At 43.4% G+C, this 13,839-nt stretch carries 13 protein-coding genes; 2 read left to right on the forward strand and 11 right to left on the reverse strand.

What is annotated here, in order from left to right; all coding sequences use genetic code 11:
• Positions 1-4: 4 nt before the first annotated feature.
• From PT285_RS07905 to PT285_RS07925, 5 genes are all read right to left on the reverse strand, one after another.
• On the reverse strand, positions 5-1,153 hold the full coding sequence (locus tag PT285_RS07905) for a CDP-glycerol glycerophosphotransferase family protein (protein WP_277149412.1): 1,149 nt from the start codon (positions 1,151-1,153) through the stop codon (positions 5-7).
• Between the two features lie 88 nt (positions 1,154-1,241).
• Complete coding sequence (locus PT285_RS07910; RefSeq protein WP_277149414.1) at positions 1,242-1,895, reverse strand: amino acid ABC transporter permease; 654 nt, start codon at positions 1,893-1,895, stop codon at positions 1,242-1,244.
• 12 nt (positions 1,896-1,907) lie between these two features.
• Positions 1,908-2,546: an amino acid ABC transporter permease gene (locus tag PT285_RS07915; RefSeq protein WP_277149416.1), complete on the reverse strand. Its 639-nt coding sequence runs from the start codon at positions 2,544-2,546 to the stop codon at positions 1,908-1,910.
• Entirely contained in the window at positions 2,543-3,358 is an 816-nt protein-coding gene (locus PT285_RS07920) for a transporter substrate-binding domain-containing protein (RefSeq protein WP_277150655.1), read from the reverse strand. Before PT285_RS07920 ends, PT285_RS07915 begins: the two co-directional genes overlap by 4 nt.
• A gap of 12 nt (positions 3,359-3,370) precedes the next feature.
• Complete coding sequence (locus tag PT285_RS07925) at positions 3,371-4,108, reverse strand: amino acid ABC transporter ATP-binding protein (protein ID WP_277149418.1); 738 nt, start codon at positions 4,106-4,108, stop codon at positions 3,371-3,373.
• Between the two features lie 385 nt (positions 4,109-4,493).
• Here PT285_RS07925 and PT285_RS07930 point away from each other — a divergent pair, with 385 nt between their 5' ends.
• Positions 4,494-4,937 carry a GAF domain-containing protein gene (locus PT285_RS07930; RefSeq protein WP_277149420.1) on the forward strand — a complete coding sequence of 148 codons (444 nt, stop codon included), beginning with the start codon at positions 4,494-4,496 and terminating at the stop codon, positions 4,935-4,937.
• A gap of 69 nt (positions 4,938-5,006) precedes the next feature.
• Here PT285_RS07930 and PT285_RS07935 read toward each other — a convergent pair whose 3' ends face one another.
• The 5 genes from PT285_RS07935 to PT285_RS07955 all read right to left on the reverse strand — a co-directional run bounded on the left by PT285_RS07935 (position 5,007) and on the right by PT285_RS07955 (position 12,386).
• Complete coding sequence (locus tag PT285_RS07935; RefSeq protein WP_277149422.1) at positions 5,007-6,182, reverse strand: hypothetical protein; 1,176 nt, start codon at positions 6,180-6,182, stop codon at positions 5,007-5,009.
• 34 nt (positions 6,183-6,216) lie between these two features.
• Positions 6,217-7,452 (reverse strand): ArgE/DapE family deacylase, encoded by a 1,236-nt coding sequence (locus PT285_RS07940; protein ID WP_277149424.1) that lies wholly within the window; start codon positions 7,450-7,452, stop codon positions 6,217-6,219.
• A 233-nt stretch (positions 7,453-7,685) separates the two neighbouring features.
• The gene (locus PT285_RS07945; RefSeq protein WP_277149456.1) at positions 7,686-10,355 is read right to left on the reverse strand and encodes a calcium-translocating P-type ATPase, PMCA-type; all 2,670 of its coding nucleotides are present in this window, start codon (positions 10,353-10,355) and stop codon (positions 7,686-7,688) included.
• 198 nt (positions 10,356-10,553) lie between these two features.
• Positions 10,554-11,651, reverse strand: a complete 1,098-nt coding sequence (locus PT285_RS07950; RefSeq protein WP_277149458.1) for a glycosyltransferase — start codon at positions 11,649-11,651, stop codon at positions 10,554-10,556.
• A gap of 3 nt (positions 11,652-11,654) precedes the next feature.
• Positions 11,655-12,386: a WecB/TagA/CpsF family glycosyltransferase gene (locus tag PT285_RS07955; protein ID WP_277149460.1), complete on the reverse strand. Its 732-nt coding sequence runs from the start codon at positions 12,384-12,386 to the stop codon at positions 11,655-11,657.
• Positions 12,387-12,624: 238 nt separating this feature from the next.
• On the opposite strand from PT285_RS07955, the gene tagD reads away from it, so the two are divergent.
• On the forward strand, positions 12,625-13,011 hold the full coding sequence (gene tagD / locus PT285_RS07960; RefSeq protein ID WP_277149462.1) for a glycerol-3-phosphate cytidylyltransferase: 387 nt from the start codon (positions 12,625-12,627) through the stop codon (positions 13,009-13,011).
• Between the two features lie 55 nt (positions 13,012-13,066).
• Here the strand turns inward: tagD and PT285_RS07965 are convergent, their stop codons facing one another.
• Positions 13,067-13,765 (reverse strand): GntR family transcriptional regulator, encoded by a 699-nt coding sequence (locus PT285_RS07965; RefSeq protein ID WP_277149464.1) that lies wholly within the window; start codon positions 13,763-13,765, stop codon positions 13,067-13,069.
• Positions 13,766-13,839: the final 74 nt, after the last annotated feature.

Raw genomic sequence — 13,839 nt, forward strand, 5'->3', positions numbered from 1 at the left:
ACCCCTAATATTTTCCCGTCATCCCTGCAAAGATGTCAGCACAATTATTTGAAGAATTTACCTGATCAGTTAGCGCCAACCAGTATGCCCGTTTTTGCTGCCACTTTTTATTATCTAAGTTTTGCAGACCAGCTAACAATTCTGCTTGTGTTTCAACACATTGGCCCGGCACTACTTCTTTATAAGGCCCCAGAAGCAGTCCTCGTGTTTTTTCATATTGTACCAAGTAATTAGTGATAAAGATAATCGGCTTATCCAAATGCAGATAGTCAAAGTAAATGGAAGAAAAATCCGTCATTAAAAAGTCTGTATCACCTAATAGTTCGTATAAATCATAATCATGTTGTTCCAAGTAACTGTTATTCAAAAATGCAATATTAGAATAATGACTATTCAGGTCAGAGAACAGCCGCATTTCATAGGGATGCAGTTTAACAATCAGGTATTGGTGCTGCGTTTTTAATGCACTATTTAGCTCATCACCACTGAAGTCAGCAAAGGCAAAAAAATTACCAGCTTTAATTTTTACCATCACACTGGAGTCAGCTAACTCGTAGCGAAATGTGGGCATATAAATGCCGATTTGCGCCTGCTTATCCACAGCAGCAAATAAATCTTTCAGCAGCTGCTCTTTAGAAATAATCGGCTGCTGCAAACTATCAAGCCGGGGAAAACCTAATTTCTGGTACTTAACAGCTTCAATGCCAATGCAGGCACTCATTAATGTTTCATATAAATCCGAACTGGAGCACATAATATCGGTCTGTTTACGCCATAATTTAGCATTACGGTGATTGTCACGCCGCTTGGTATTAAATGCCATCAAACCCATGCGTTTCAGCGGCACGCCATGCCAAAACTGCACATTGACTTGGCCTTTATGTACCTTAAATGGCTGGTGGGTTGTAATCACATATTTAGCCGCACCTATTCTGCGCCAAACACTCCATGGCAGATGCGATGAGGGCCATGGTTCAACCAGCGAAACATCATAATCAGGTTGATTTGACCGCAGATACTTATAAAAGAGATAGCCGTTTGACCCTGATCTGCCCGCACCATTCAGAATGACAATGTGCTTATCCTTCATTGGCACCAGCCGTGCGCAAAATTTCATCACTGCTAAATACAGCCGAAACAAAAAACTTTTCATGATTAACTTCCCGTAAAATACTTTTCATCTTAAGATTACAAAAAAAGCCTGAGTAAACTCAAGCTTTTTCATAATTATTTTTAAAAATTTAAGCCATATGCTTCCCAATTTCGTTGCCAATCAGCGAAAGCGTAAAGCAGACAATGAAGTAAAGGACTGCTAAAGCCGCAAACATCGGCAAGATATAGTTGGCATTTTGTCCGTAAATAACCTGGGCGTGCTGCAACAATTCCGGTACCACAATGATCGTTGCTAAGGAAGTATCCTTGATCAGTGAAACGAATTGACTAATCAGCGCCGGAATCATCTTTTTGTAGCCTTGAGGCAAAACCACATGCCACAGGGCCTGACCAAAGGTCATCCCGACCGAACGACAGCCTTCCATTTGCCCCTCATCAACCGCATTGAGACCCGAACGGACAATCTCCGCAATCATGCAGGATTCAAACACGGTCATGGCAATGATTGCAGCCGGAATCGTATTCGGCCGAAAACCAAAGTTCGGCAGTCCGAAGTAGGTAAAAAAGATTATCAGCAGCAGTGGTATGTTGCGAATAATATCAATCACGAACCCGACAATTGCGGACAAATATTTAATTTTTGAATAGCGAATAATTCCCAGAACCGAACCAATGATAAAACTTAAAATTACCGAAATAACGGAAATATAAATCGTTACCCATAAACCCATGAGCAAAAAGCGCACGTTCAGCCAGGAAAAAGCATTAATCCAATTTTGCATTTCAAATACCTCCTAAGCCACTTTCTTTTCCAAGTACCGCATGTAATAACTAAGCGGCAGCGTAATGATCAAATACAAAACGCCAACAACTAGATAACTGTTAATCGTATCAAAAGTTATTGATGCAATTGAATTAGCTTGATACATCAGGTCGAAACCAGCAACAAAGGCTAAAACCGAGGAATTCTTTACCAAGTTAATAAATTGGTTGCCCAGCGGCGGAATCACAATTTTAAACGCCTGCGGCAAAATAATGTAGCGCATTGCCTGCCAGTAGGTCATCCCGGTTGAACGAGCACCTTCCATTTGGCCCTTTGAGACCGACTGAATCCCAGACCGGATCGTTTCAGCAATAAATGCAGAGGTATACAAAGTCAGCCCAATTGTTCCGGCAGTAAAGCCGTTGATCTTGACAACATACATCGGAATTACCAAGTAAAAAAACATGGTAATAACCAGCAGCGGAATGTTGCGGAAGATTTCCACGTAAGCATGGCCGATGAAGCGGGCGACCTTATTCGGGACAACCTCCATAATGGCAAAAGCGCCACCAATTATCAGGCTAAAAATCAATGCCAAAACGCTTGATAAAACGGTCCAGCCAAAACCAACAAGAAGTTGGTTACTAAAATGAGTAAAAATATTTATCATCGTCTATACAACTCCTTATAGTTAAATCCCGGCACGTCGCCAAACCATTTTCTAATTAACTGGTTATATTCGCCATCATGCTGAATTTCCAAGACGGCCTTATCGACAGCCCGTGTGAAAGACTTCTGTCCCTTGTTAACGGCAACGCCATAAGGTTCCTTGGTGAAAGTCCCCCCGCGCACTTCATAGCCGGGGTTCTCAACCGCTAAGCCATATAAAATACCGTTATCGGTCGTTAGTGCGTCGCCTTGATGTGATTTCAGGGCATTCATTGCCTGAGCATAGTCCTGCAATTCAATTACTTTGGCCTTTGGCGCCTTGGCCTTAATATTTTGCACAGAGTTGGCACCGACAACCCCAATTACCGTTTTGCCGTTTAAATCCCGTGTGCTCTTAATTTTGGAATTTGCAGGAACAAGCAGGGACTGGCCAGCATCAAAATAGGAATGTGAAAAATCAATCGTCTTTTTACGCTCTGGGGTAATCGACATTGTGGCAATTACCGCATCAACGTTGCCATTCTTTAGGAGCGGAATCCGTGACTGCGAGGTTGTGGTCACAAAAATTGCTTTGCCCTTGGGACCAAGAATTTTTTTGGTAATCAACTTGGCCATATCAACGTCAAAACCTTTTTGTTGTCCATCACGCACATCAATCAAACCAAACAATTTAACATCGCCCTTAACTCCCCAGGTGATGGTCTTGCTTGCCTCAGCGTTCTTTAAGACAGACTGATCGGCGGTGCTGCGGCCGCAGCCCACTAATAAAAGTACACTAAATAGTAAGGAAACCAGCCAAAATTTCTTTTTCATCATTGGCCCTCCTTAGTGTGAAATAATTTTACTCAAGAATTGCTGTGCCCGTTCCGTCTTCGGCTGCTTAAAGAATGACTTCGTGTCATCATCCTCAACAATTCGTCCTTGATCCATAAAAATAACACGGTTGGCAACCTCTTTGGCAAAGCCCATTTCGTGGGTAACGATCAAAGAAGTCATGTTACTGTCTGAAGTAACCTTCTTGATAACCTGCAAAACATCATCTATCATTTCTGGATCCAAGGCGGAAGTCGGCTCATCAAATAAAAGCAGTTTGGGCCGCATCGCAAGCGACCGGGCAATCGCCACCCGCTGCTTTTGACCACCGGAGATTTGTGACGGTTTGTTATCGGCTTTGCTTTCGAGGCCGACCATCTTCAAAAGCTGCATTGCCTGCTTCTTATTTTCTTCCTCAGGCATGTGACTAACAATGCGCGGCGCCAGCATAATATTTTCTAACACCGTCTTATTGGCATACAAATTGAAGTGCTGGAAAACCATGCCAACATCCCGCCGCAAAATGTTAAAGTTAGTCTTAGGATTAGACAGGTCATGATTATTCACAATGAGCTTGCCTCCCTGAATTGATTCCAGGCCATTAACAGTTCTTACCAGTGTACTCTTACCCGAGCCCGATGGTCCGATTAAAACAACGGTTTCCCCCTTATCAATTTCTAGGTTAATGTCGTATAACGCTTGAAAATGTCCGTAAAATTTTTGAACATTATGGAACTCGATCATTGACATTCTAATCATCTTCCCTTTCTATTAAAAATAGGTTATTGCTACAATTTTACCCTATCATCGCCAAAATTAAAAATATCTTGTCTTTAAATTGTAATTTTTAATTATTATTTACTATACCTATCGTTTATCTCAGCTTGTTTTTAGTTTATTCAAATAAAAACACGGCTTTGGTTTCTACCAAGGCTGTGTTCTAAAATATCCAGTGCAATTGCTGGTATTTTGAATTCAATTTCAAGACTTAATCTTTTACAGAAAATTTTGTACAATAAAGTATATTACAGCTTATTTATTACTTTTACCAGTTAATATAGCTTCAGCAATTTTCAAGATTTAAATAATTGGATAATCGAATAGTTATTGCCATCAGTTAAGAAAGGTTTCATATATGGAAAAATCAGAAAATTACCAATTGCTTGAGCAACAAGCAGCCGCATTGCTCAAGGATGAACACGACCTCATTGCCAGCATGAGCAACCTTGCCGCATTACTTTTTTCAGGTTTGCCCAATGTCAGCTATGCCGGTTTTTACCGCTACCAAAATGGTGAATTAATTCTTGGTCCCTTTCAGGGTCCGGTTGCCTGCATGCACATTCCGCTTGGCCGGGGTGTCTGCGGAACCGCCGCCCAAACGCAAAAAACGCAAATAGTGCCCGATGTTCATAAATTCAGCGGCCACATTGCCTGTGACGCGGATACCAATTCCGAAATTGTCGTGCCGCTGATTAAAAACGAACAACTACTTGCTGTTTTAGATATTGACAGCCACGACTTTAACAACTTTGACCAGATCGATGCAAAATATTTAAAGAAAATAATTCAGCTAGTATAAATTTTTACCCGCATACAAATATTGGCAAAGCCGGTGCTACTTGCACTTCACTTTGCCAATATTTTTTGCTTATAATATTTTTAAGAAAATTGAGGCAATTGCAACGGAAGCAATTGAAACTGTGGCAAACCCGCCGACTAACATCTGCGGTACCATGGTATCCTGCAAGAATTTTTCTTGTTCAGGCGTTTCGGCCACCGTGTGGGCAACCTCATTAGTCAGAAGATAGTCCATCGGGAAACCGAAAAGTGCTGTTAGGGAACACGCATAAGCCATGTACCAAGTCATCTTAAACGGTTTAGCCAAAAGGAACGATGCAATGAACATGCCGATTAATCCCAAAACAATTAAGGTCAAAATCCGCACTACCAGTGGCCCCAATTGGGCAGGTGAGACCAGGCTCAGCTGAGCAAAACAGTAGGTAATGATTCCATACATAATCCAGTTATAGATGCCAGCCTTCTCTAAGGCATGATCCTCCAAGAAACCTAGCTGGTGGAAAATTACCCCAAAAATCAAACACATAATGCTGGAGTTAATGGCATTATGCAACAAGGCCGAAAATCCTTCAGCGGCCAGGGCCACCAGGGCCACCTTAGCCAAAATAAAGGAAGCTGTTTCATAATCCTTAGGAAGCCACTGCTTCTTTTTTTTCGGTGCCGCGGATTCGTCTGCTGTCTGAACAGTTCTCACCTTTCCGCCCTGTTTTTTAAAGACACCGATCAAGCGCTTGCCTTCTTTTTTCAGCATCATCGAAGTTAACGGATAGCCAACTAACGAGTGCATCACGACCATGGCAATCGGGAGTGCCGCCAGCGACATGATCCCCTGCTGTTTCAAACCGTTGGTCATGAGGAGGGCGGCAACAATTCCACCTGTCAGCGGTGGAATACCGGCAACAACTGTCTTCCAGCCCAAGAGCATGGAACCAACCGACAGTGTCAGCGCAACCGTCCCGGCTACGCCCAGCAGGGCGATACAAACCGCCTTCCACTGTTGAAGCAACTGTTTTAGACTCATCATCGTCCCCAAATGGACTAGGTTCAGAGCCAAAAATAGCTGGGCCGCGCTGTCGCTGAATGTTGCCAGCGTTGATAAATTCTTGGGGAAGAAGGTCCAGTAACCGATCATAAACAACACCGCCGAAATAAACATTGATGGCAGATACGCTTTGGTCAGCTTCGACACCCATTCCCCAATAAATAGACAAATCATAATTAGTAAAAATGCTGCGATTGCTTCCATTAGAGTATAACCTCCTCCAAAAGTGAATTATTTATTAAGCAAAAAACTTAGTAAACAATTCCTCATACAAATCAATAAATTCCAAGTACATCGTCTTTGAAAGGTATTCATTATTACCGTGTTCGTTATCGTTACCCGGACCAAACATTACATAATTGCAACCGACTGGGTGATCAATCAGCAGCTCAGAAGCATCCGTGGCTCCGGAAATTCCCATCGGCAGAATTTTATCAGTTGCAAACTTCAAGCCTGATAGATCTGCCGCCTTTTTCATTTCTGCTAACTCGTCTGCGGAATAGTTTTGGGAAGCATAATACTTTTTGGCATACGGTGCACCCAGTTTTTGGACTAACTTGAGAATTTTGGAATTGGCATCACCAACAATCGGGATGATGTCGTTATCAACTGAATAACTGATGTGACCGTTAGTGTGTGCGTTGTAATCATCAATAATATCGGAGACATCCTGCAAAATTTCTTTATTGCTGAACTCAGGAATTGTTCTAACATTGACAATCGCTTCGGCATAACCCGGAATCGCATTCGGCTGCTTGCCGCCGTGAAAAGCATCAATATTAAAGACAGTATCACCCAGATCCTTGTTATGCCGTTCTGCCATAACACTAGTGATTTTTTCCTTAATTTTATTCAGAACATTAATCAGATGCTCAACCGCGTTGTTGCCCAGCTTAGGCATCGAGCTATGGGCGGCCTTACCGACCGATTTAACATAAATGTTCAGCGCACCCTTGCTTGCATACGGAGCACGGAAGCCAGAAGGCTCACCAACAATCAAAGTGTCAACGTCCTTCATATAGCCATCCTTGTAAAATTTCTTGGAACCCGGAAGGCCAATCTCTTCTCCCGCTGTTACCAGCAGCCGAATCGTTCCATTTAACGGCACCTTTTTTTCTTTTAAATCCATCATTGCGATGACCATCGCAGCTAGGCCGCCCTTCATGTCGGTGGTACCGCGACCGTATAATTTATCGCCCTTGGCAGTTAACTTAAACGGATCGGTTTTCCAATTATCCAGTTCAACATCAACTACATCCATGTGACCGACTACGCCTAACACCGGCTTACCTGAACCAATCTCTGCAACTAAATTAGCCCGATCATTGCCCAGCGATATAATTTTACTCGTGATCCCTGCCTGTTTGAGTAAGGATTGCAGATATACCGCTACTGGATATTCATGTCCATTAACTGATTTAAAGCTAACCAGTTTTTCTAACACTGCTAATTTTTGTTTTTCGTCCATTTTCATCAGTCCTCTCGTCCACTTACGTTTTATCAATTGATAACACTAATAAGTATGTCATTAAATATATCATAAAATTTTAAAAACACATAGTATTTTTATTATTTTTTCATCTTTTTGGGAAATAGCAATCGACCAAACAAAAAAGCTGGCCATGACACAAGGTCAGGTCAGCCTTTCAACTACAAAACTTATATTTTTTGTTTATCCTCTTTTTTAACTAATAACCAATGTTTTACTTATCTTTTGCCTAAGCGCCGCTGAACAAATTTGACAGATTCAACAATTAAAATCATTAAGACACCTGCCCCTAGAACCACCAGCCATTGCGCAGCATCAAGTTCAGTCACATCGAAGAATCTAGTCATAAACGGCAATTCAACCGCTGACATCACAAGCGCAGAAATTAGAATTGCCCAGTTAAACCACTTGTTAGCAAAGGTTTTCTTATTAAAAATCGACTGGTGGACATATTTCGAATTAAAGGCATGAAACAGCTGGATTAAGCCTAAAGTCAAAAAGGCCATCGTCAAAGCGTCACCGTGCTGCATTGCCGGATTATCAACATGAGGGCCGACATTCAAACCTAGCTGATAGGCACCTAAAACTAGTGCTCCCTCTAAAATTCCCTGATAAATAATTGAACTGGCAACGCCGCCGCTGAAGAAGTTAGATTTTTTGCCGCGAGGTTTGCGTTTCATCACGCCGTTTTCAACCGGTTCAACCCCTAAGGCAATTGCTGGCAGCGTATCCGTCACCAGGTTAATCCAGAGAAGCTGCACCGGAGCCAGAATATCCCAGCCAAGCATGGTCATCATGAAGACGGTTAAAACTTCACCTACATTGCAGCTCATCAAATACAAAATGGACTTCTGAATATTGCTGAAGACCTTCCGTCCCTGCTTAACCGCCTCAACAATTGTCGCAAAGTTATCATCGGCAAGCACCATGTCACTGGCTCCTTTAGACACCTCTGTACCGGTGATGCCCATGCCGATTCCGATATCGGCTTGCTTCAGGCTGGGAGCATCATTAACCCCATCACCAGTCATCGCCACAATTTTACCGTTGGCCTGCCATGCCTTGACAATCCGCACCTTGTGTTCGGGCGAAACCCGGGCATAAACACTGTAGTCACCGACATGCTTTTCAAAATAATCATCGCTTAGTTCGTCAAGCTCGGCACCAGTAATTACCCGCTTATTTTGTCCCGGCTGAATAATACCCAGCCGCTCAGCAATTGCCTGCGCCGTGACTTGGTGATCACCCGTGATCATCACCGTCGTAATTCCCGCGCTATGCGCTTCGGCAATCGCCTTCTTGGCCTCAGGACGCTCAGGATCAATCATTCCTACCAGACCAGCAAAAATCAAATCCTGTTCAACATTTTCCGTCGTCGGCTTGTCATAAGTTTCCTTAACCAGTTTGTATGCTAGACCCAAGACCCGCAAGGCCTTACTGCCCATTTCCTGGTTAGCAGCCAAAATTTCCTGCTTTTGTTTTTCATTAATTGCAGTAACCTGGCCGCCAAGATTAATCTCAGTTACTCGCTTTAGAAGCTGATCGGGTGCACCCTTAACCGCAACAAAGTACTGGCCACCATCCTGATTGACCGTACTCATCAATTTTCTTTCCGAGTCAAAGGGAACTTCTTGAACACGGTGATGGTCACTCAGTAAATCTGATACCGCAATTTTTTGCTGCAGCGCATACTGGACAAGGGCTGTTTCGGTAGGATCGCCTAACAATTTTTGCCCCTGTTCAATCTTGGTATCGTTTGCCAAAACCATGGTCAAAAGCGCCGGATTTTCCGCTTTTATTGCCTCGTCAGCCTGATGAAACTTACCATCATAATACAGCTTTTCGACTGTCATCTTATTCTGCGTAAGTGTGCCCGTCTTATCCGAACAAATAATATCGGTCGCACCAAGCGTTTCTACGGCCGGGAGCTTGCGCACAATCGCCTTGTGCTTGGCCATAGTTTGAGTGCCAAGCGCCAAAATAATTGTCACGATTGCTGGCAGTCCCTCGGGAATTGCGGCAACGGCAAGCGAAACGGCTACTAAAAACATGTCAATAATCAGCTTGTTGGTCGGCTCCGTGCCCCGTTTGGTAATCAGACCCACCACAAAGACAACGGCACAGACAACCAGAATCATGATCGTCAGCGTTTTACCCAGCTGATTCAAATTTTGTTTCAGCGGCGTATCTGTCTCATCGGCATTATTAATCATCGTAGCAATTTTACCAACTTCGGTCTGCATCCCCGTTGCAACGACGATGCCTTCGCCGCGGCCGTAAGTAACATTGGTATTAGAAAAAGCCATATTAACCTGGTCGGCCAGCGCTACCTTTTCATCAGGCAATTGCTCGCTTTTTTTATCAACCGGAACCGATTCACCGGTTAGAGCCGATTCTTCGATCTTAAGGCTTTCACTCTTGACAAGCCGCATGTCGGCCGGAACTACATCACCCGCCTCAAGCAGAACAACATCCCCTGGCACTAAGGCTGTACTGGGAATCTCGCTAATTACGCCGTTCCGGCGGACACGGGCACTCGGGGTGGCCATTTTCTTCAGAGCGGAAATTGCTTCCTCGGAACGGGTCTCTTGAAAAACGCCTAGGACGGCATTCAGGATAACCACAATCATGATGATGGCAGCATCCGTCCACTCCTTAGCAACAAATCCGGATAATAACGCCGCGATGATCAAAACGATAATCATAAAATCTTTAAATTGATCAACGAAACGCCGCAGCAGGCTCGTCTTCTTCTGACTCGCCAGACTGTTAGGCCCATACTGCGCGGTTCTTTCCTGTACCTGGTCGCTGCTTAAGCCCTTAGCCACCGCAGTCTTAAAATCATGTGCAACTTCACTTACTTTTTGCTTATAGTATGCTTTTGCCACTTAGTTTCCTCCTGATAAAAAAGAGACTTATGTGCTTCATTCCCGCACATAAGTCTCACTAATTAAGGTAAGCCCAGAGGAAATCCTTCCCCGGCTGTTGAACTTACCACAAAAATTTGCCGTTACTCCCTTATGATTATGTTAATTATAAAGATAAAATTACAATTTAACAAGTTTAATTATCAAGATTTAAGTAATTTACGCTTTTAAATATCGCTCATATACCCGCAAAATCACCGCCAACTGCTGCTTCACCGCAAAATTATGCACCAAATAATCTTTTTCCCGCTTAGCCATCGCTACCAGCTCCTGGTCATTCATTTCTAACGCAGTTCTTAATCCGGCAGTCAGTGAAGTCAGATCACCAATTTTAGCAACAAAGCCGTGCTGCCGATCGGGAATCATCATTTCGATATCACCCACGGCCGTCGACAAAAGCGGCACCAAATTATCACTCGCCTCAAGCAGAACAAGCGGGAAACTTTCTGAATAAGACGCCAGAACCGCCAGATCCATCCTGCGGTACAGTTCAGTTAACTGCTCTTGCGTTAAAAAACCCAGAAAGGTGACCTGAGCAGTAAGTTCCAGCTCCCGGGTCAAACTTTTTAACTTTGACAGTTCACTGCCGTCGCCGGCAAAGTAAAGGTGAATGTCCGGATTATTAATATTTTTAACCGCGCGCAGCAGCAAATCCTGCCCTTTAACCTTTTCAGCACGGGCAACATTAATCAGGTTAAAGCCGCGGTGCTCCTCCTTAGGAGGAAGTGAATTGTTCGTATGAAAAAAGATTCCATTATAAATGACATAAACTTTGGTTGGATTAATTTTTGCTTTTGTTACCAGCAGCTTTTTAAAACGCTTGGTCACCGCAAAAAGCCAATCTGCCTTTTTTAGTGCCCGCAAATTTAATTGGGTAAAAATCTTGCCCATAATTCCCCGACCGGAAAAGTCAAGGTAAGGATCGGAGTGAACCGTGACGCACCAGCGGGCAGTAATTTTTCGCTTAATCAGAGACAGGTATAAGTTTGCCCGTGCCCCATGTGTATGGACGATATCATAATGACCGTGATTGATGAAGGCAGCAAGCCGCCTCAAACTGCTAAAATCATAGCGGCTGTTTGCACCCAAAACATGAACTTCAAGCTGAGCCGCACGCGCAGCCTTAGCAACTGGCCCCTCAGCAAAAACCAGCAGGACAAAATCCTGGCCCTCTTTTTTTGCTTCTGTTAGCAAATTAATAATATGTGTCAACCCGCCGCCCGCTTCCAGGCCCGCATTAACATGCAAAATCTTCATAGACTACTTCTGTTCTTTTCGTGACTTTCTGACATCATTGACAAACTTAGGCAAAACCAGCATTCTTTTGAACCGCCAAGGATTTTTCACTAAGCGGTAAAACCATTCCAGATGGGCTTCCTGATAAAATTTAGGCGCACGTTTAACCACCCCTGAGAAAACATCAAACGAACCGCCGACTCCCATCATGACCGCTGGCAGCAAATTCTTGCGTAAAATTGCCAGTAATTTTTCCTGCCGAGGCGAACCCAAGGCGGCAAAGACCAAATCCGGCTGCGTCCGTTCGATTCTTAAAGCAACCAGATCCAGGTCATCCTTAAAATAACCATCTTCGGCACCGACTAACTGAATTTCCGGATAATCACGCGCAATCTTCTCCTGAACAGCATGAATAACAGCCGGTTTTGCCCCAATTAAATAGACACGCAAGTTACGCTCATTGGCCACCTTCATCAGCCAGGTAAACAAGTCGTAGCCGGTTACCCGTTCGGGCAGAGGAGTTTTCAACATTTTAGCAGCTTTAACCACTCCGATCCCATCGGCAGTAATATAATCGGCATCGCTTGTCAAAATTTTCATAAATTCCGGATTTTCGTTAGCCGACATGACGATTTCCGGATTCGCAGTTACGATAAAGGTTGATTTGTGTTCATTTAGGCGGCCGATAAACTCATTTTGAAACTGGTTCAAAGTCTTGTTATCAAAATTGACCCCTAAAACATTTACTTTGTTCATCAAACTTGCCCCCGCATCCTTTTTCTTTTATTTTACCTTTTATCCCAATAATTACATAGCATTTTATGGTTTATTATCAAAAACGAAATGACATTGTTTGAAAAAAGAGAGGGTATAAGTTTTAGTTTGAAAGAGAAAAGTTATCTACCAATTGGCAAAATTAACTCTGACAATAATTATTTATTATTTTTATGCAAATATGATACGATTAATTTGATAGTAATTGGAGAAACTAAAGATGAAAAAAGTTATTACATACGGCACGTTTGACCTGCTGCATTATGGCCATGTGCGCCTGCTTAAACGGGCAAAAGAACTAGGCGACTACCTGATTGTCGGGCTTTCAACCGACGAATTCAACGAACTGCAAAAGCACAAGGAATCTTATAACAACTACGCTGAACGTAAATATATTCTGGAGGCAATCCGCTACGTTGACGAGGTGATCCCAGAAGAAAATTGGGAGCAAAAAGCTGCCGATGTGCAAAAATATCATATTGATACTTTTGTCATGGGCAACGACTGGACCGGAAAATTTGATTTTCTCAAGCCTTACTGCAAAGTAGTGTATCTGCCGCGTACACCGGGTATTTCTACCAGTAAAATCAAAGCTGACTTAAAGTAAAAAATGCAAGAGAAACTATTTTGTAATTTCTCTTGCGTTTTTACTTTTCGCAAAATTATTTTGAAAAAGTGAATTCAAACCGGTCGGCCACGTAACTCGCCCTGGTATACTCAAACGGCTGGCCTGTTGACAAATCCGTCACCTGCAGCCGTGTAATCAGGGGTTCTCCTTTCTTGACATCAAGTAAGCGGGCATCCTGTTCATTGGCAATCGCTGCCGAAATATGCTCCGTTACCTGCCCCACTTGGTAACCGTGGGCTTCAAGTGTCCGGTACAAATGGGCAGAGATATCCGCTTTCGACAGTTTGGCAATCAATTCATGCGGAATCGTTACGACCTCATAACAGATTGGCACGTTGTCGGCATAGCGGATCCGTTCCATCCGCAGCACCTCAGCATCTCCTGCGAGGTTTAACCGCTCTTTTTCAGATAAGGAGGGCTGGCCCACTTTATAGGAAATCAACTTACTCGAAGGCGTCTGCCCGTTTGCCTGGGTAATTTCGGTAAAGGACATAATGCCGGACATTTTTTCCTGAACTTTTTGACTGGCAACGTAAGTGCCACTCCCAAGACGCCGTTCCAATATTCCTTCATCCTCAAGCGTTTTGATCGCCTGCCGCAATGTCATCCGCGACACCCCAAATTTGACCGCCAACTGCCGCTCGGCCGGGATTCTACTGCCCACACGGTAAACGTGATTCTCAATATCGCGCTTAATTTGATTATGAATCTTGATATACATTGGTTCTTCCATCAATGAGTAACCTCCAAAATGTGTATCTTAATTATAATCTAAATTGGTCTAACTTGCACAACCAAAATTAATGC

This window comes from Lactobacillus sp. ESL0791, assembly GCF_029433255.1.
Classification (GTDB): Bacteria; Bacillota; Bacilli; order Lactobacillales; family Lactobacillaceae; genus Lactobacillus.

Bases quoted from the DNA above. Each gene is read 5' to 3' on its own strand.
- PT285_RS07925 (WP_277149418.1), bottom strand. From the start codon at position 4,108: ATGTCAATGATCGAGTTCCATAATGTTCAAAAATTTTACGGACATTTT.
- PT285_RS07935 (WP_277149422.1), bottom strand. From the start codon at position 6,182: ATGGAAGCAATCGCAGCATTTTTACTAATTATGATTTGTCTATTTATT.
- PT285_RS07955 (WP_277149460.1), bottom strand. From the start codon at position 12,386: ATGAACAAAGTAAATGTTTTAGGGGTCAATTTTGATAACAAGACTTTG.
- PT285_RS07905 (WP_277149412.1), bottom strand. From the start codon at position 1,153: ATGAAAAGTTTTTTGTTTCGGCTGTATTTAGCAGTGATGAAATTTTGC.
- PT285_RS07930 (WP_277149420.1), top strand. From the start codon at position 4,494: ATGGAAAAATCAGAAAATTACCAATTGCTTGAGCAACAAGCAGCCGCA.
- PT285_RS07910 (WP_277149414.1), bottom strand. From the start codon at position 1,895: ATGCAAAATTGGATTAATGCTTTTTCCTGGCTGAACGTGCGCTTTTTG.
- PT285_RS07940 (WP_277149424.1), bottom strand. From the start codon at position 7,452: ATGAAAATGGACGAAAAACAAAAATTAGCAGTGTTAGAAAAACTGGTT.
- tagD (WP_277149462.1), top strand. From the start codon at position 12,625: ATGAAAAAAGTTATTACATACGGCACGTTTGACCTGCTGCATTATGGC.
- PT285_RS07915 (WP_277149416.1), bottom strand. From the start codon at position 2,546: ATGATAAATATTTTTACTCATTTTAGTAACCAACTTCTTGTTGGTTTT.
- PT285_RS07965 (WP_277149464.1), bottom strand. From the start codon at position 13,765: ATGGAAGAACCAATGTATATCAAGATTCATAATCAAATTAAGCGCGAT.
- PT285_RS07920 (WP_277150655.1), bottom strand. From the start codon at position 3,358: ATGAAAAAGAAATTTTGGCTGGTTTCCTTACTATTTAGTGTACTTTTA.
- PT285_RS07950 (WP_277149458.1), bottom strand. From the start codon at position 11,651: ATGAAGATTTTGCATGTTAATGCGGGCCTGGAAGCGGGCGGCGGGTTG.